Source organism: Escherichia sp. KTE172, assembly GCF_000408845.1.
GTDB classification, from domain to species: Bacteria; Pseudomonadota; Gammaproteobacteria; order Enterobacterales; family Enterobacteriaceae; genus Escherichia; species Escherichia coli.
In genome coordinates this window covers 2978514-2996860 of the sequence record NZ_KE137316.1, presented here as the reverse complement: position 1 = coordinate 2996860, position 18347 = coordinate 2978514, and the positions used below count along the sequence as shown (strand labels likewise).

At 51.9% G+C, this 18347-nt stretch carries 18 protein-coding genes; 6 read left to right on the top strand and 12 right to left on the bottom strand.

Annotated features, from left to right (window positions below):
- Nucleotides 1-46 precede the first annotated feature (46 nt).
- From yidZ to G434_RS29905, 11 genes are all read right to left on the bottom strand, one after another.
- A complete protein-coding gene (yidZ, locus tag G434_RS09665) occupies nt 47-1006 on the bottom strand; it encodes an HTH-type transcriptional regulator YidZ (protein ID WP_001309861.1) in 960 nt (319 codons plus the stop codon).
- The gene (gene mdtL, locus G434_RS09670) at nt 981-2156 is read right to left on the bottom strand and encodes a multidrug efflux MFS transporter MdtL (protein WP_000086009.1); all 1176 of its coding nucleotides are present in this window, start codon (nt 2154-2156) and stop codon (nt 981-983) included. Before mdtL ends, yidZ begins: the two co-directional genes overlap by 26 nt.
- Before the next feature lie 132 nt (nt 2157-2288).
- Nucleotides 2289-3536, bottom strand: a complete 1248-nt coding sequence (gene tnaB, locus G434_RS09675; RefSeq protein WP_000131919.1) for a low affinity tryptophan permease TnaB — start codon at nt 3534-3536, stop codon at nt 2289-2291.
- A gap of 90 nt (nt 3537-3626) precedes the next feature.
- Nucleotides 3627-5042, bottom strand: a complete 1416-nt coding sequence (gene tnaA / locus G434_RS09680; RefSeq protein ID WP_001295247.1) for a tryptophanase — start codon at nt 5040-5042, stop codon at nt 3627-3629.
- 220 nt (nt 5043-5262) lie between these two features.
- Nucleotides 5263-5337, bottom strand: a complete 75-nt coding sequence (tnaC, locus tag G434_RS0125615) for a tryptophanase leader peptide (RefSeq protein ID WP_001364348.1) — start codon at nt 5335-5337, stop codon at nt 5263-5265.
- 241 nt (nt 5338-5578) lie between these two features.
- Entirely contained in the window at nt 5579-6943 is a 1365-nt protein-coding gene (gene mnmE, locus G434_RS09685) for a tRNA uridine-5-carboxymethylaminomethyl(34) synthesis GTPase MnmE (protein ID WP_001282357.1), read from the bottom strand.
- A gap of 105 nt (nt 6944-7048) precedes the next feature.
- The gene (gene yidC / locus G434_RS09690) at nt 7049-8695 is read right to left on the bottom strand and encodes a membrane protein insertase YidC (RefSeq protein WP_000378258.1); all 1647 of its coding nucleotides are present in this window, start codon (nt 8693-8695) and stop codon (nt 7049-7051) included.
- A gap of 2 nt (nt 8696-8697) precedes the next feature.
- Nucleotides 8698-8955 carry a membrane protein insertion efficiency factor YidD gene (yidD, locus tag G434_RS0125610; protein WP_001307474.1) on the bottom strand — a complete coding sequence of 86 codons (258 nt, stop codon included), beginning with the start codon at nt 8953-8955 and terminating at the stop codon, nt 8698-8700.
- Nucleotides 8919-9278, bottom strand: coding sequence for a ribonuclease P protein component (gene rnpA, locus G434_RS09695; protein WP_000239730.1), 360 nt, complete (start codon nt 9276-9278; stop codon nt 8919-8921). Before rnpA ends, yidD begins: the two co-directional genes overlap by 37 nt.
- 16 nt (nt 9279-9294) lie before the next feature.
- Nucleotides 9295-9435 (bottom strand): 50S ribosomal protein L34, encoded by a 141-nt coding sequence (gene rpmH, locus G434_RS09700; RefSeq protein WP_000831330.1) that lies wholly within the window; start codon nt 9433-9435, stop codon nt 9295-9297.
- A gap of 229 nt (nt 9436-9664) precedes the next feature.
- Nucleotides 9665-9745: a hypothetical protein gene (locus tag G434_RS29905; protein ID WP_122134670.1), complete on the bottom strand. Its 81-nt coding sequence runs from the start codon at nt 9743-9745 to the stop codon at nt 9665-9667.
- A gap of 296 nt (nt 9746-10041) precedes the next feature.
- On the opposite strand from G434_RS29905, the gene dnaA reads away from it, so the two are divergent.
- From dnaA to yidA, 6 genes are all read left to right on the top strand, one after another.
- Entirely contained in the window at nt 10042-11445 is a 1404-nt protein-coding gene (gene dnaA / locus G434_RS09705; protein WP_000059111.1) for a chromosomal replication initiator protein DnaA, read from the top strand.
- 4 nt (nt 11446-11449) lie between these two features.
- Nucleotides 11450-12550: a DNA polymerase III subunit beta gene (dnaN, locus tag G434_RS09710; protein ID WP_000673464.1), complete on the top strand. Its 1101-nt coding sequence runs from the start codon at nt 11450-11452 to the stop codon at nt 12548-12550.
- Entirely contained in the window at nt 12550-13623 is a 1074-nt protein-coding gene (recF, locus tag G434_RS09715; RefSeq protein ID WP_000060112.1) for a DNA replication/repair protein RecF, read from the top strand. The genes dnaN and recF overlap by 1 nt, the downstream gene beginning before the upstream one ends.
- 28 nt (nt 13624-13651) lie before the next feature.
- Nucleotides 13652-16066, top strand: a complete 2415-nt coding sequence (gene gyrB, locus G434_RS09720; protein WP_000072065.1) for a DNA topoisomerase (ATP-hydrolyzing) subunit B — start codon at nt 13652-13654, stop codon at nt 16064-16066.
- Between the two features lie 239 nt (nt 16067-16305).
- Nucleotides 16306-16704: a YidB family protein gene (locus G434_RS09725; protein WP_000522196.1), complete on the top strand. Its 399-nt coding sequence runs from the start codon at nt 16306-16308 to the stop codon at nt 16702-16704.
- Nucleotides 16705-16818: 114 nt separating this feature from the next.
- Nucleotides 16819-17631, top strand: coding sequence for a sugar-phosphatase (gene yidA, locus G434_RS09730; protein WP_000985549.1), 813 nt, complete (start codon nt 16819-16821; stop codon nt 17629-17631).
- A gap of 43 nt (nt 17632-17674) precedes the next feature.
- Here the strand turns inward: yidA and G434_RS09735 are convergent, their stop codons facing one another.
- A complete protein-coding gene (locus G434_RS09735) occupies nt 17675-18331 on the bottom strand; it encodes a YidX family protein (RefSeq protein ID WP_000772928.1) in 657 nt (218 codons plus the stop codon).
- Nucleotides 18332-18347: the final 16 nt, after the last annotated feature.

Sequence of the window (18347 nt, the reverse complement as noted above, 5' to 3'; positions counted from 1 at the left end):
TTTTTACATTTTATTGTGAAATTGGGTCGCGTTTCATACGATTCGGTTATGCCATCGACGCGTAAAGATGTTTAATGGTTTCCCGTAACCAGACGATCTTCGGATTATGGCTGTTCCGTTTATGCCACAGCAGGGTAAAAGGGACTTCCAGCTTTTTTTGCTGGCTTTCGTCAAACGGGAGAGGAAGAGCAACCAACGGCAGTTGGTGGAGTTGATTGTAGTACTGACAGTAGCGCGGTGCGGTCGCCAGTAGCAGATTGTCGGGCTGTGCTGCCATAAACAGTGACTGCTCGAATTCCGGCAGGCTCATTGCAATCGTACGTTCGCGCCCCAGCTCCTGTAACACATTGTCCAGCGCCCAGGTATCGCTCTGTTCCCAGCAAATGCTGATATGCGGATAACGTAAAAAGGTGTCCAGATTCCACGTTTCATGCAGTGCCGGATGATCTTTGCGTAACCAGACGCAGGGCACATCACTAAACAGCACTTCATAATCAATGGCTAACGGTAGCGAGCTTAACAGCTCCCGCGAACGGGGATGACTTTCGCGACCGGAAAAACCAATATCCACTTCACCACGAGTAATGGCATCTAAGGAATCGTAATCCCAGTTACGTAATTTGATGGTCGCCTGCGGGTAACGTTGGTAGATCCGTTTCGACAGCGCATTAAGCATGATCATCATCAGCGGCGATTCCGCCGCCAGCTCAAACTTCAGGCCGCGCGGTGTTTGGTGATGCGGTTTATCCAGCAGCAGGTTGCTCATTTGCATCCACTCCGCCAGATTTTGCTCCATGCTGACCATTAGCGGTGTGGGCGACAGCCCCAGCGGTGAGTTCACAAAGAGCGGGTCGTCAAACCACGCTCTTAACTTTGCCAGCGACTTACTCACCGCCGAAGGGGTCACGTTCATCCGCTTCGCCGCTTTGGTCACGCTGCGCTCCTGCATCAGCAGTTGCAGACAGAGCAGCAGATTGAGATCAAGCGTGGTGATGGATTTCTTCATGAGCGGCAACCGGGCGTCCAGGCGCGACGAACATAATCAGCAACAGGCTCACTATGCTACAGGCAATCAGAATCCCGATCAGCATATTCCATGCGCCGATACCAACCACCGCTGCCAGCCAAATCCACAGTGACGAACCGCAAACCTGCGCAATACCTAAGGTCGAGCTGGCTACGCCCGCGCGTAATGAAAACGGCCCTAACGCCTGACTCATCGCTACGCCAAAACCTACCGAGAAACCGGCGCAAATCAGCGTGATACCAAACAGAGAAACCGCATGGGAAGGTGAAACGGCAAGGGTGATGCCCGCCGCCAGGAATAATACCTGCGAGGTGATCATCAACGTACGTGGCTTAAAAATTCCCAGCGCAAATGGCGTGGAGAATGAAACGGTCATGCTGACGCCAGCGGTCAACGCCATAATGGTGGCGTATTCTCCGCGCTCAAAACCCATGATTTCCATCAGCAATACCGGCGACGTGTTGACGAAGGTGAGGATCACCGAAACGCTGAGGGTGGTGATAACAACACGGCTGAGGAAAAACCGGTTAAGCAGCGACTCGCTATTTTCTCGTGGTTTGTCCGAATTTGTGGGGGCCGCAGGGCGCGTTTCTTTTAAAATAAACAAAGACAACATCAGTACCGCGATGCCCATCGTTGCCATCGTCCAGAACAGACTCTGCCACGGGAATTTAAGCATAATCAGGTGTCCGAGCACTGGCGCTAACACCGGAATGATGCAGGTAATGCCGTTGAGTAACGACAGCACTTTAGCCCGACGTCGATCATCCAGTGTGTCGCGTAAAATGGCGAACGCAACCACGTAACAACAGCCCGCGCCCAGCCCCTGTAGAAAGCGCCCTGCAAGAAATAACGTGCTGGTTTCAGCCAGTGAACAGAACACCGAGGCGATAATAAATAGCGCCGCGCCGGGTATGGCGACAGGCTTTCTCCCTGAACGATCGGCCACTTTACCGGCAAATAACATCGCAGCTGCCATGCCCGCCAGATAAACGGAGAACGCAATATGCAACTGCGCTTCGCTGGCATTGAGATCGGCGGCGATGCGCGGTAAACCAACGAGGTACATATCAATCCCGGCGGGATAAAGTAAAACCAGGGCAAAACTACAAATCAAAAAGCGGGACATGGGCTAAAGCGTCCTGATAGTAAGGTGACGCAAAGCATACGTGGTGAAGGAGAATCAGGCGAGTTGCCATTTGGACATAAGTGATTTCCTGACAGGCAATAAGCCAGCGAAATGGCTGGCTTCTTGAAGGGATCAGCCAAATTTAGGTAACACGTTAAAGACGTTACCGAACCAGCATAAAATTACGGTTATACCAAAGAGAATGACAATCGCCGGAATAAGATTGCCGCCCCAGACCGTGAACATCTGATTGGGAAACTTCTTGCGAGCTTTGATTGCCAGCACCGCGGGGATAATGACCGCCCAGATGGTGGCACACAGTCCGGCACCGCCGATCCCGTAAATGAAGCCGTTCGGGAAGATCAGATACAACAACGCAGGTGGCAGGAAGGTTAACAGCACGGTTTTGAAACGCCCGCCGTGGGAGTTATCAATCTTAAACAGATCCGCCAGATAATCGAACAACCCCAGCGTGACACCAAAGAAGGAACTGGCAACAGCTAAGTTGGAGAACACCAGCAGGCAAAACTCGATAATGCCGTGCTGTTTGGTGCCGAGGAACGATTTGACCAGCGAATCAACGTTGCCGCCTGAGGAGATTATCGCCTTAAAGCTTTCTCGCGGGATATTCCCCATCGTGCAATAGAGCCAGAAGAGATAAATCACCAGCGCCAGCAGCGAACCAAATACCACGCTTTTGATTAACTTATCTTTGCGTTTGCCATAGCAAATAATCAGGCTGGGAATATTGCCGTGGAAACCAAATGACGCCAGACACACCGGCAAAGCCATAAAGATATACGGGGAGTAAGACGTTCCCGCAGTGGTGCTGGTGGCATCGCGCAGAATGGAATAATCGACCTGGAAGAAGAAAGAACCAAACACGATCACAAAGGAGATAATCTTCAACCCGAGGAACAACGAGGTAATACGACTGGCGGCTAACGAGCTTATCCACAATACGCTGGCAACGAAAATGGCTGTGCAGATCCCGACAATACGTGGATTAGCGTGATAACCCAAATTCATTGATATCGTTTCACTAATGATCGCACCATTAGCAGAGATATAGGCATAAGTGAGGATATAGAGAACGAAGGCAACGGTAATACCGCTGATAATGTTCCAGGTGTTACCGATTAAATCTTTGGTGATGGTGTTAAAACTGGAGCCGACGGGATAATTTAAATTTGCTTCTAATAACAACAACCCGGAATGAAGCATTGAAAACCAGGCAATGATAAGGATAAAGGCACCCCAGAAAAACCAGGCACCGGCAAGATCAACAGGTAAAGCAAACATACCTCCACCAATTACTGTACCTGCTATAACCATAACACCCCAAAATGCAGAGTGTTTTTTTTCAGCTTGATCAGTCATGATGCCACCTTTAGAGGAAGGCTATTTTTGTTATTGAGGATGTAGGGTAAGAGAGTGGCTAACATCCTTATAGCCACTCTGTAGTATTAATTAAACTTCTTTCAGTTTTGCGGTGAAGTGACGCAATACTTTCGGTTCGTAGGTAAAGGTTAACCCTTTAATATTCGCCGCGTTCTCTTTCACATGTTTAAAGGCTTCAATAATGAAGTCCATATGTGTTTGAGTATATGTTGCACGCGGAATGGTTAAACGCAGCAGTTCAGCCGGGCATGGCAGTTGTTTACCGGTTTTCGGATCGCGGCCTAACAGGAAAGAGCCAATTTCTACCGCACGGATACCGGCGACTTTATACAGCTCGCAGGCCAGCGCCTGTGCCGGGAACTGGTCTGCCGGGATATGCGGCAGCAGTTTACCGGCATCAACGAATGCCGCGTGACCGCCCGCCTGCTGGCAGACAACGCCAATCTCTTCCAGACCATCGACCAGATACTGCACCTGCGCGATACGATAAGCCAGCCAGTCCAGATTCATGCCGTCATACAGACCTACCGCCAGACGCTCCATCGCGCCGCCTTCCAGACCACCATATGTCGGGAAGCCTTCCTGCACCACACAAAGGGTTCTGCATTCGGTGTACACATCAAAGAAGCTGTCGTCTTTCATGCACAGCAAGCCGCCCATCGGCACCATCGCATCTTTCTTGGCGGACATCGCCAGCATATCGGCATATTTGTAGGTTTCGCGGGTGATCTGCTCGATGGTCCAGTCTTTATATTCTGCTTCACGCTGCTTGATGAAATAGGCGTTTTCAGCAAAGCGTGCGGAGTCCATTACCACCGGAATATCGTATTTCTTCGCGATGCTGTACATCGCTTTTAAGTTTGCCAGTGAAACCGGCTGACCGCCTGCGGAGTTACTGGTGATGGTTGCAACGATATACGGCACGTTATTCGGGCCAACTTCTTCAATGCCGCGCTCTAATCCTTCGAGGTCAAAGTTGCCTTTAAAGTCGTAACGCACGCCCGTATCGAAGGCTTCTTTGATATAGACGTTACGCACGGTACAGCCGTTAATCTGGCTATGGCCCTGCGTGGTATCAAAGAAATAGTTTGAGAACGCCACCATTTTGCTGCGATCCAGGCCTTTTTCCTGCTCGCGTTTTTTAATCAGTACCGGAATATAGATTTGTTCTGCACCACGGCCCTGGTGAGTCGGAATAGTGTATTGATAACCAAAGATATTTTTTACTGACTCGGCTAACGCATAGTAGCTGCGGCTGCCGCTGTAAGCTTCGTCGCCGCGCATCATCGCGGCCTGCATGCTCTGCGTCACCGCCCCGGTGCCGCTGTCGGTCAGTAAATCGATAAACACATCTTCGCTATCCAGCAGGAACGGGTTCATACCGGATTTAATAATTGCCTCTTCACGATAAGCGCGAGTGGTACGTTTTACTGGCTCAATAACACGAATCCGGAACGGTTCAGGGAGATGTTTAAAGTTTTCCATTACATAATCCTTCATTTATTTTAATTACAGTGATCCCTGTGAATATTACATCTGCTATACCGATTAATTCGCCAGATATATATGTAAGTACCATCATTTACTAAAACAAGTAAATAAACGAGAGATGGCCTTTGCAAAAGGCAAAATTAAGATATAGCAAACAAATAGATCACATTGAATCTAATCGGTTTGGCTCTGGTGATGGCTACAGAAGGGCAAATCAAGGGCGATGATCGACAATCTTATTGTCAATATTGAACCATTTTGAGGTCACACATATATGTAAGATATTCATAATGCACTTATCCTCGAAAGACACGAGGCTACATTATTACACTCAGAATTTTTGTCTATTCTGAAATTGTTTAAATGTGAATCGAATCACAATCGTTCGGGGAGCAATATTAAATGTTTTTTTTTAAGATTATAAATTACGTAAGAATTTTAATGTTTAAAAAAGGGGTGAGGCATAACAGGAGTGCTAACAATGAAGCGAAGCCGCATCTGACAGTCAGAATACGGCTTCGTAAGCGCAGTTACTTACCAATACAGAAGCTGGAGAAAATCCGCCCAAGCAGGTCGTCTGAAGTAAATTCCCCGGTGATTTCGCTTAAGTTCTGCTGCGCCAGGCGCAACTCTTCCGCCAGCAGTTCGCCCGCCCATGCTCCCAACAGTTGCGCTTTGCCCTGTTGTAGATGTTCCGCCGCTTGTTCCAGCGCCTGTAAGTGGCGACGGCGCGCCAGGAAGCCGCCTTCCATATTGGTGTCAAAGCCCATGCTCTGTTTGAGATGGTTACGCAGCACGTCCACGCCTTCGCCAGTCCTTGCCGAGAGACGAATCAACGCATGGCCGTTCACTTCACTCATTCCCAGCGTTTCGCCGGTTATATCGGCTTTATTGCGTACCACGGTGATCGGCAGTTTGGCGGGCAGACGGGCGATAAATTCCGGCCAGATCTCTGCCGGATCAACGGCGTCTGTCGTGGTGCCATCGACCATAAACAGCACGCGGTCGGCCTGTTCAATTTCCTGCCACGCGCGCTCGATACCAATACGTTCCACTTCGTCACTGGCTTCACGTAGCCCGGCGGTATCGATGATATGCAGCGGCATTCCGTCAATGTGGATATGCTCACGCAGCACGTCACGCGTGGTTCCGGCGATATCGGTTACGATTGCCGCTTCACGGCCCGCCAGCGCGTTTAACAGGCTCGATTTACCGGCGTTAGGACGTCCGGCAATCACCACCTTCATCCCTTCGCGCAACAAACTACCCTGACGTGCTTCAGCACGCACTGCATCAAGATCGGCAATCACGTCATTGAGCTGGGCTTCAATTTTGCCGTCGGAGAGGAAATCGATCTCTTCATCAGGGAAATCAATTGCCGCTTCGACGTAAATGCGCAAGTGGGTGAGGGCTTCCACCAGATGGTTGACCCGTGCGGAGAATGCGCCTTGCAGCGAGTTAAGTGCCGAACGGGCCGCCTGTTCCGAACTGGCGTCGATAAGATCCGCAATCGCCTCGGCCTGGGCTAAGTCGAGTTTATCGTTAAGAAACGCGCGTTCGGAAAACTCACCAGGGCGGGCAATCCGCAGGTCGGGAATGGTCAGAATGCGTTTTAACAGCAGGTCGAGGATCACCGGACCGCCATGACCCTGCAGTTCAAGCACATCTTCGCCGGTGAACGAGTTCGGGCCAGGGAACCATAGCGCAATCCCCTGATCGAGCACGCTGCCGTCGGCGTCTTTAAACGGAAGATAATCGGCGTAGCGCGGCTTAGGCAGTTTACCCAGCACGGTTTCGGCAACTTCACGGGCTTTGAGGCCGGAGATGCGCAGGATGCCAACGCCGCCACGTCCCGGAGGCGTGGCCTGGGCTACGATAGTGTCATTATCGCTCATGATGTTCCTGTTGCTTTGTGTGGCGGATGCGCGGTGCTTATCCGCCCTACGAAAAGAAAAAAGGCGGTCAACTGACCGCCCTTATTTTAGCGAAAACTCACCGAATCAGGATTTTTTCTTCTCGCGGCTATGCAGGCCACGTTTTTCCAGACCACGGTAAATCAGCTGCTGCTGAATAATGGTTACCAGGTTGCTGACGATATAGTACAGCACCAGACCTGACGGGAACCACAGGAAGAACACGGTGAAGATGACCGGCATAAAGGTCATGATCTTCTGCTGCATCGGGTCGGTCACGGTGGTCGGCGACATCTTCTGAATGAAGAACATCGTTACGCCCATCAGGATCGGCAGGATGTAGTACGGGTCCTGTGCAGACAGGTCGTGGATCCACAGTGCAAACGGTGCCTGACGCAGTTCAACGGAACCCATCAGCATGTAGTACAACGCCAGGAAGATTGGCATCTGGATCAGCAGTGGGAAGCAGCCGCCCAGCGGGTTAACCTTCTCAGCTTTGTACAGCGCCATCATTTCCTGACTGATACGCTGTTTGTCATCGCCCAGACGCTCACGCATTGCCTGAATCTTCGGCTGCAGCATACGCATCTTCGCCATGGAGGTGTACTGCGCTTTGGTCAGCGGGTACATGATGCCACGAACGATAAAGGTGATGATGATAATGGAGAAGCCCCAGTTACCCACAAAGCTATGGATCCATTTCAGCAGTTTGAACAGCGGCTGAGAGATGAACCACAACCAACCGTAATCAACGGTCAGATCCAGGTGCGGAGCAACAGCTGCCATTTTGTCCTGGATTTCCGGGCCAACCCACAGGGTGCTGTTCATCGCGCCAGTCTGACCAGGCTGAACCAGTACCGGCTGAGACTTGTAGCCGATAGCGGCGATGCCGTTACCCAGATTAGCGGTATAGAAGTTATTGGTACCGTCGTTATGCGGGATCCACGCCGTCGCGAAATACTGTTGCAGCATTGCCACCCAACCACCTTTCGAAGAGATGTTCAGGTTTTCGTTATCGGCAATGGTATCGAACTTGTATTTCTCGTACTTCTCGTCAGGCGTGGAATACGCCGCGCCGCGGAAGGTGTGCAGTGCGAAGTTGCTGCTTCCGGTATCGAGATGCGGTGGCAGAGTGATGGATTGCTTCAACTGACCAAAGGTGGAGATCTCCAGCGGTTTCTCGCCAGCGTTCTGCACGTTGTAGTTGACGTTGACAGCGTAATCACCACGTTTCAGGACAAACGTTTTGGTAAACGTGTTGCCTGCCGCGTCGGTATACGTCATCGGCACCTGCAGTTCGTTTTGACCTTCAGCCAGCACATAAGCGTCCTTTTCAACGTTATACAGCGGACGCGGGCCGTTAGCCGGGTTATCCGGGCCATCACGACCGGTCAGACCGCTCTGTGCCTGATAAATAAACTGCGGTGAAGTTTCCAGCAGCTGGAACGGCTGGGTAGAGTTCAGCTCTTTCGGGTAAGCAGGCAGCAGAGCTTGCTCAACATCACCACCACGGGTGTTGATGGTCAGATCAAGCACGTCGGTCTTAACCGAGATCAGTTTCCCCTGGCCACTGGCCGGTACGCCCTGGTCGGCGGCGCTACCCGCTGCGGTGGTCGTTGTCTGCGTGGTCTGTTGGGCCTGAGGTTGCGGGTTTTTATCCTGCTCCCAGGCTTGCCAGATCATGAAAGACACGAACAGCAAAGCGATGACTAAAAGATTGCGTTGCGAATCCATCGTTAGTGTTCTCTGGTATCAAATGGTCCGGGCGGGACGGGATCGTCACCACCAGGGTGTAAAGGGTGGCATTTTAATACGCGTTTCACCGTCAACCAACTGCCTTTTATCACTCCAAACCTGCGCAATGCCTCAATTCCGTAGCTTGAACAGGTTGGAGTGAAACGACAATGCGGCCCGAGTAGCGGACTAATCAGGCGTTGATAGACCCGAATGAGGGCTATCAGGACCCGCGAGCCAGGCGACAGTGGCGGCGCCATAATTTTTCCAACGCTTCCGAGAGAGCACGGTTATCGAGGTCGGCAACCCCTTTTTTCGCCACCACCACGAAATCCATAGCCGGGAGTTCATGTTGGCGCAGACGGAAGCTTTCACGCGTCAGACGTTTAATCCGATTGCGTTCATGGGCGCGTCGAACGTTTTTCTTGGCGACTGTAAGACCGATACGGGGATGCCCCAGCGAATTCAGGCGGCCGAGAATGGTAATTTGCGGCGTGCCAGCCCGTTGTGGCTGCTGGAAGACGAATGTGAATTGACTGGGAGTTAACAAGCGTAACTCCCTGGGAAATGCGAGCTTAACCACTCAGGGGTTAGCTTTATTACTTAGAAACGGTCAGACGAGCGCGGCCTTTAGCACGACGACGTGCCAGAACCTGACGACCATTTTTAGTAGCCATACGAGCACGGAAGCCGTGAGAACGGTTGCGCTTCAGTACAGACGGTTGAAAAGTGCGTTTCATGGCGATTTCTACCTAAACTTGAATAAATTCAATGGCTTTATTGGATATCCGCCGAAAAATGAAACGATGGACACCGAAGCCATGGGTGATTAAAGAGGCCGGATTGTAATAATTGTACACTCCGGAGTCAATTCTCTTTCCTTATTTACCGCGCTTTTCCGCACCTTTTCGCAGGGAAAACGTACGGCCTCACACCAGTGAAAACCAGCATGGCGCGCCGGGTGGAGGATTATACGGGCTGACGGGTAAAGCGCAAGGATCGTCCTGGATCTTTATTAGATCGATTAAGCCAATTTTTGTCTATGGTCATTAAATTTTCCAATATGCGGCGTAAATCGTGCCCGCCCTGCGGCAGGATCGTTTACACTTAGCGAGTTCTGGAAAGTCCTGTGGATAAATCGGGAAAATCTGTGAGAAACAGAAGATCTCTTGCGCAGTTTAGGCTATGATCCGCGGTCCCGATCGTTTTGCAGGATCTTGATCGGGCATATAACCGCAGACAGCGGTTCGTGCGTCACCCTCATGCAGGGTCTTTTCGACGTACGTCAACAATCATGAATGTTTCAGCCTTAGTCATTATCGACTTTTGTTCGAGTGGAGTCCGCCGTGTCACTTTCGCTTTGGCAGCAGTGTCTTGCCCGATTGCAGGATGAGTTACCAGCCACAGAATTCAGTATGTGGATACGCCCATTGCAGGCGGAACTGAGCGATAACACGCTGGCCCTGTACGCGCCAAACCGTTTTGTCCTCGATTGGGTACGGGACAAGTACCTTAATAATATCAATGGACTGCTAACCAGTTTCTGCGGAGCGGATGCCCCACAGCTGCGTTTTGAAGTCGGCACCAAACCGGTGACGCAAACGCCACAAGCGGCAGTGACGAGCAACGTCGCGGCCCCTGCACAGGTGGCGCAAACGCAGCCGCAACGTGCTGCGCCTTCTACGCGCTCAGGTTGGGATAACGTCCCGGCCCCGGCAGAACCGACCTATCGTTCTAACGTAAACGTCAAACACACGTTTGATAACTTCGTTGAAGGTAAATCTAACCAACTGGCGCGCGCGGCGGCTCGCCAGGTGGCAGATAACCCTGGCGGTGCCTATAACCCGTTGTTCCTTTATGGCGGCACGGGTCTGGGTAAAACTCACCTGCTGCATGCGGTGGGTAACGGCATTATGGCGCGCAAGCCGAATGCCAAAGTGGTTTATATGCACTCCGAGCGCTTTGTTCAGGACATGGTTAAAGCCCTGCAAAACAACGCGATCGAAGAGTTTAAACGCTACTACCGTTCCGTAGATGCACTGCTGATCGACGATATTCAGTTTTTTGCTAATAAAGAACGATCTCAGGAAGAGTTTTTCCACACCTTCAACGCCCTGCTGGAAGGTAATCAACAGATCATTCTCACCTCGGATCGCTATCCGAAAGAGATCAACGGCGTTGAGGATCGTTTGAAATCCCGCTTCGGCTGGGGGCTGACTGTGGCGATCGAACCGCCAGAGCTGGAAACCCGCGTGGCGATCCTGATGAAAAAGGCCGACGAAAACGACATTCGTTTGCCGGGCGAAGTGGCGTTCTTTATCGCCAAGCGTCTACGATCTAACGTACGTGAGCTGGAAGGCGCGCTGAACCGCGTTATTGCTAACGCCAACTTTACCGGACGGGCGATCACCATCGACTTCGTGCGTGAGGCGCTGCGCGACTTGCTGGCATTGCAGGAAAAACTGGTCACCATCGACAATATTCAGAAGACGGTGGCGGAGTACTACAAGATCAAAGTCGCGGATCTCCTTTCCAAGCGTCGATCCCGCTCGGTGGCGCGTCCGCGCCAGATGGCGATGGCGCTGGCGAAAGAGCTGACTAACCACAGTCTGCCGGAGATTGGCGATGCGTTTGGTGGTCGTGACCACACGACGGTGCTTCATGCCTGCCGTAAGATCGAGCAGCTGCGTGAAGAGAGCCACGATATCAAAGAAGATTTTTCCAATTTAATCAGAACATTGTCATCGTAAACCTATGAAATTTACCGTAGAACGTGAGCATTTATTAAAACCGCTACAACAGGTGAGCGGTCCGTTAGGTGGTCGTCCTACGCTACCGATTCTCGGTAATCTGCTGTTACAGGTTGCTGACGGTACGTTGTCGCTGACCGGTACTGATCTCGAGATGGAAATGGTGGCACGCGTTGCGCTGGTTCAGCCGCACGAACCAGGGGCGACGACCGTTCCAGCGCGCAAATTCTTTGATATCTGCCGTGGTCTGCCTGAAGGCGCGGAAATTGCCGTGCAGCTGGAAGGTGAGCGGATGCTGGTGCGCTCCGGGCGTAGCCGTTTTTCGCTGTCTACCCTGCCAGCGGCGGATTTCCCGAATCTCGATGACTGGCAGAGCGAAGTCGAATTTACCCTGCCGCAGGCGACGATGAAGCGTCTGATTGAAGCGACCCAGTTTTCTATGGCGCATCAGGACGTTCGCTATTACTTAAACGGTATGCTGTTTGAAACCGAAGGTGAAGAACTGCGCACCGTGGCGACCGACGGCCACCGTCTGGCAGTCTGTTCAATGCCAATTGGTCAATCTTTGCCAAGCCATTCGGTGATCGTGCCGCGTAAAGGCGTGATTGAACTGATGCGTATGCTCGACGGCGGCGACAATCCGCTGCGCGTGCAGATTGGCAGCAACAACATTCGCGCCCACGTTGGCGACTTTATCTTCACCTCGAAACTGGTGGATGGTCGCTTCCCGGATTACCGTCGCGTTCTGCCGAAAAACCCGGACAAACATCTGGAAGCAGGTTGCGATCTCCTCAAGCAGGCGTTTGCTCGCGCGGCAATTCTCTCTAACGAGAAATTCCGCGGCGTACGTCTGTATGTCAGCGAAAACCAGCTGAAAATCACCGCCAACAACCCGGAACAGGAAGAAGCGGAAGAGATCCTCGACGTTACCTATAGCGGTGCGGAGATGGAAATCGGCTTCAACGTCAGCTATGTGCTGGATGTTCTGAACGCGCTGAAATGTGAAAACGTGCGCATGATGCTGACCGATTCGGTTTCCAGCGTGCAGATTGAAGATGCCGCATCACAGTCGGCTGCCTATGTTGTCATGCCAATGAGACTGTAATGTCCCTCACCCGCTTGTTGATCCGCGATTTCCGCAATATCGAAACCGCGGATCTCGCTTTATCTCCCGGCTTTAACTTTCTGGTAGGTGCCAACGGTAGTGGCAAAACCAGCGTGCTGGAAGCCATCTATACGCTCGGCCATGGTCGGGCGTTTCGCAGTTTGCAGATTGGTCGCGTCATTCGCCACGAGCAGGAGGCGTTTGTTCTCCACGGGCGATTACAGGGCGAAGAGCGCGAGACGGCGATTGGCTTAACCAAAGACAAACAGGGCGACAGCAAAGTCCGCATCGACGGTACTGACGGGCATAAAGTCGCGGAGCTGGCGCACCTGATGCCGATGCAACTGATAACGCCTGAAGGGTTTACTTTACTCAACGGCGGCCCCAAATACAGAAGAGCATTCCTCGACTGGGGATGCTTTCACAACGAACCCGGATTTTTCACCGCCTGGAGCAATCTCAAGCGATTGCTCAAGCAGCGCAATGCGGCGCTGCGCCAGGTGACACGTTACGAACAGCTACGCCCGTGGGATAAAGAACTGATCCCGCTGGCGGAGCAAATCAGTACCTGGCGCGCGGAGTATAGCGCCGGTATCGCGGCCGATATGGCTGATACCTGTAAGCAATTTCTCCCTGAGTTTTCTCTGACTTTCTCTTTCCAGCGCGGCTGGGAGAAAGAGACAGAATATGCTGAGGTGCTGGAACGTAATTTTGAACGCGATCGCCAGCTAACCTACACCGCGCATGGCCCGCATAAAGCGGACTTACGCATTCGCGCCGACGGTGCGCCGGTGGAAGATACCTTATCGCGTGGGCAGCTTAAGCTGTTGATGTGCGCCTTACGTCTGGCGCAAGGAGAGTTCCTCACCCGTGAAAGCGGGCGGCGGTGTCTCTACCTGATAGATGATTTTGCCTCTGAGCTTGATGATGAGCGTCGCGGGTTGCTTGCCAGCCGCTTAAAAGCGACGCAATCACAGGTCTTTGTCAGCGCGATCAGTGCTGAACACGTTATAGACATGTCGGACGAAAATTCGAAGATGTTTACCGTGGAAAAGGGTAAAATAACGGATTAACCCAAGTATAAATGAGCGAGAAACGTTGATGTCGAATTCTTATGACTCCTCCAGTATCAAAGTCCTGAAAGGGCTGGATGCGGTGCGTAAGCGCCCGGGTATGTATATCGGCGACACGGATGACGGCACCGGTCTGCACCACATGGTATTCGAGGTGGTAGATAACGCTATCGACGAAGCGCTCGCGGGTCACTGTAAAGAAATTATCGTCACCATTCACGCCGACAACTCTGTCTCTGTACAGGATGACGGGCGCGGCATTCCGACCGGTATTCACCCGGAAGAGGGCGTATCGGCGGCGGAAGTGATCATGACCGTTCTGCACGCAGGCGGTAAATTTGACGATAACTCCTATAAAGTGTCCGGCGGTCTGCACGGCGTTGGTGTTTCGGTAGTAAACGCCCTGTCGCAAAAACTGGAGCTGGTTATCCAGCGCGAGGGTAAAATTCACCGTCAGATCTACGAACACGGTGTACCGCAGGCTCCGCTGGCGGTTACCGGCGAGACTGAAAAAACCGGCACCATGGTGCGTTTCTGGCCAAGCCTCGAAACCTTCACCAATGTGACCGAGTTCGAATATGAAATTCTGGCGAAACGTCTGCGTGAGTTGTCGTTCCTCAACTCCGGCGTTTCCATTCGTCTGCGCGACAAGCGCGACGGTAAAGAAGACCACTTCCACTATGAAGGCGGCATCAAGGCGTTCGTTGAATATCTGAACAAGAACAAAACGCCGATCCACCCGAATATCTTCTACTTCTCCACCGAAAAAGATGGTATCGGCGTCGAAGTGGCGTTGCAGTGGAACGATGGCTTCCAGGAAAACATCTACTGCTTTACCAACAACATTCCACAGCGTGACGGCGGTACTCACCTGGCAGGCTTCCGTGCGGCAATGACCCGTACCCTGAACGCCTACATGGACAAAGAAGGCTACAGCAAAAAAGCCAAAGTCAGCGCCACCGGTGACGATGCGCGTGAAGGCCTGATTGCGGTCGTTTCCGTGAAAGTGCCGGACCCGAAATTCTCCTCCCAGACCAAAGACAAACTGGTTTCTTCTGAGGTGAAATCGGCGGTTGAACAGCAGATGAACGAACTGCTGGCGGAATACCTGCTGGAAAACCCAACTGACGCGAAAATCGTGGTTGGCAAAATTATCGATGCTGCCCGTGCCCGTGAAGCGGCGCGTCGCGCGCGTGAAATGACCCGCCGTAAAGGTGCGCTCGACTTAGCGGGCCTGCCGGGCAAATTGGCAGACTGCCAGGAACGCGATCCGGCGCTTTCCGAACTGTACCTTGTGGAAGGGGACTCCGCGGGCGGCTCTGCGAAGCAGGGGCGTAACCGCAAGAACCAGGCGATTCTGCCGCTGAAGGGTAAAATCCTCAACGTCGAGAAAGCGCGCTTCGATAAGATGCTCTCTTCCCAGGAAGTGGCGACGCTTATCACCGCGCTTGGCTGCGGTATCGGTCGTGACGAGTACAACCCGGACAAACTGCGTTATCACAGCATCATCATCATGACCGATGCGGACGTTGACGGCTCGCACATTCGTACGCTGCTGTTGACCTTCTTCTATCGTCAGATGCCGGAAATCGTTGAACGCGGTCACGTCTATATCGCTCAGCCGCCACTGTACAAAGTGAAGAAAGGCAAGCAGGAACAGTACATTAAAGACGACGAAGCGATGGATCAGTACCAGATCTCTATCGCGCTGGACGGCGCAACGCTGCACACCAACGCCAGCGCACCGGCATTGGCTGGCGAAGCGTTAGAGAAACTGGTGTCTGAGTACAACGCGACGCAGAAAATGATCAACCGCATGGAGCGTCGTTATCCGAAAGCTATGCTGAAAGAGCTTATCTATCAGCCGACGCTGACGGAAGCTGACCTCTCTGATGAACAGACCGTTACCCGCTGGGTGAACGCACTGGTCAGCGAACTGAACGACAAAGAACAGCACGGCAGCCAGTGGAAGTTTGATGTCCACACCAATGCCGAACAAAACCTGTTCGAACCGATTGTTCGCGTGCGTACCCACGGTGTGGATACTGACTATCCGCTGGATCACGAGTTTATCACCGGTGGCGAATATCGTCGTATCTGCACGCTGGGCGAGAAACTGCGCGGCTTGCTGGAAGACGATGCGTTTATCGAACGTGGCGAGCGTCGTCAGCCGGTAGCCAGCTTCGAGCAGGCGCTGGACTGGCTGGTGAAAGAGTCCCGTCGCGGCCTCTCCATCCAGCGTTATAAAGGTCTGGGCGAGATGAACCCGGAACAGCTGTGGGAAACCACTATGGACCCGGAAAGCCGCCGTATGTTGCGCGTTACCGTTAAAGATGCGATTGCTGCCGACCAGTTGTTCACCACGCTGATGGGCGACGCCGTTGAACCGCGCCGTGCGTTTATTGAAGAGAACGCTCTGAAAGCGGCGAATATCGATATTTAATGACGTTAACAATGCGAGCGTGCCTGATGCGCTACGCTTATCAGGCCTACGAGACTCCTGCAATATATTGAATTTGCATGATTTTGTAGGCCGGATCAGACGTTAACGCCGCATCCGGCAAGAAGCTATAAGAAAAGGGCGGAGATCATCTTCGCCCTTTTTATTTCTGCAATCCGCAATTATCATCCCGCAGATCTATACTTTTTGAGTCAACACGTAACGCTTTACAGGTGATTATCATGGGGCTTTTTGATGAAGTTGTCGGTGCCTTTCTGAAAGGCGATGCGGGGAAATATCAGGCTATTTTAAGTTGGGTTGAGGAGCAGGGCGGCATTCAGGTGCTGCTGGAAAAACTGCAAAGTGGCGGCTTAGGTGCCATTCTCTCAACCTGGTTGAGTAATCAACAGGGCAACCAACCAGTTAGCGGCGAGCAACTGGAATCAGCACTCGGCTCAAACGCGGTATCCGATCTTGGACAAAAACTTGGCGTGGATACCAGTACAGCTTCCAGTTTACTGGCAGAACAATTGCCGAAGATTATTGATGCACTCTCACCGCAAGGTGAAGTGTCACCACAAGCCAATAACGATCTGCTTTCCGCAGGTATGGAACTGCTGAAAGGGAAACTCTTCCGCTAAGCAAAAGGGGAGCACGCAACGCGCGTTGCATCCCCCTTTTCCTTCGGGTGTTGTACTGATTTTTGAGCGGAATCGCGTTAGCATGGGTCAGGAACCAATCTACCTGGGGAACTCATGGCTATCAAACTCATTGCTATCGATATGGATGGCACCCTTCTGCTGCCCGATCACACCATTTCACCCGCCGTTAAAAATGCGATTGCCGCAGCTCGCGCCCGTGGCGTGAATGTCGTGCTAACGACGGGTCGCCCTTATGCAGGCGTTCACAACTACCTGAAAGAGCTGCATATGGAACAGCCGGGCGACTACTGCATTACTTATAACGGCGCGCTGGTACAGAAGGCCGCCGATGGTAGCACTGTGGCGCAAACCGCTCTCAGCTATGACGACTACCGTTTCCTGGAAAAACTCTCCCGCGAAGTCGGTTCTCATTTCCACGCCCTGGACCGCACCACGCTGTACACCGCCAACCGAGATATCAGCTACTACACGGTGCATGAATCCTTCGTTGCCACCATTCCACTGGTGTTCTGCGAAGCGGAGAAAATGGACCCCAATACCCAGTTCCTGAAAGTGATGATGATTGATGAACCCGCCATCCTCGACCAGGCCATTGCGCGTATTCCGCAGGAAGTGAAAGAAAAATACACCGTGCTGAAAAGTGCGCCGTACTTCCTCGAAATCCTCGATAAACGCGTTAACAAAGGTACGGGTGTGAAATCACTGGCCGACGTGTTAGGTATTAAACCGGAAGAAATCATGGCGATTGGCGATCAGGAAAACGACATCGCAATGATTGAATATGCAGGCGTCGGTGTGGCGATGGATAACGCTATTCCTTCGGTGAAAGAAGTGGCGAACTTTGTCACCAAATCCAACCTTGAAGATGGCGTGGCATTTGCTATTGAGAAGTATGTGCTGAATTAATCAGTGAACGGGCAAACGGCATGAATGCGTTTGCCCGCAGCGATTAACAATTTCTGGTCGTGCATAAAATCAGGAACTGGAGTGGTGACGTTACTATATCCAGCGTAAGAGTGACTGGCAGCAGCGCATTAACGAGGCCGCGCGGGACGCCATCTGTTGCTTTGTATTCATAAAATCCCACCGTAAAGGGTTGATGGAAAACCATCACGTTTGAGTAATCCGCTTTTTTATTTTTCTGGTGGATTGAGCCTTTCAAACCGTCCAGCATCCATGTACAACGCCGGGTATCACAAATAAAACCATATTGTGTTGCCAGTGCCTTATCTTCTTCGTTGTTCCAGTCGTAATAGAGCGTAATAGCACCAGAGAATTTCTTATTACTGCTGCTTAAAATAAATTTCGCGTTATCAGAAACGGTGATTCTTTCACCATGAATTGCCGGATCGTTCAGCATTTTAACCACCTCACCGCCGCCGGTGGTCAACAGATAGTCCAACGATTCACCAACAAAAACATAGCCTTTCGTACCGTTACTGTCTTCAGCCAGCGATAAACCCTTAATCGTGTCTGACCGCCATTGCTCGGCATGTGGACGGCTTGCAGTATTGGAAACCAATCCCCAGGTGATACATCCGGTCAACGCAAATGCCAAAGAACACAAACCGGCAGCCTTAAAAAATCCCTTAAAATTCAACTTCATGATTAATCCTTTAAAC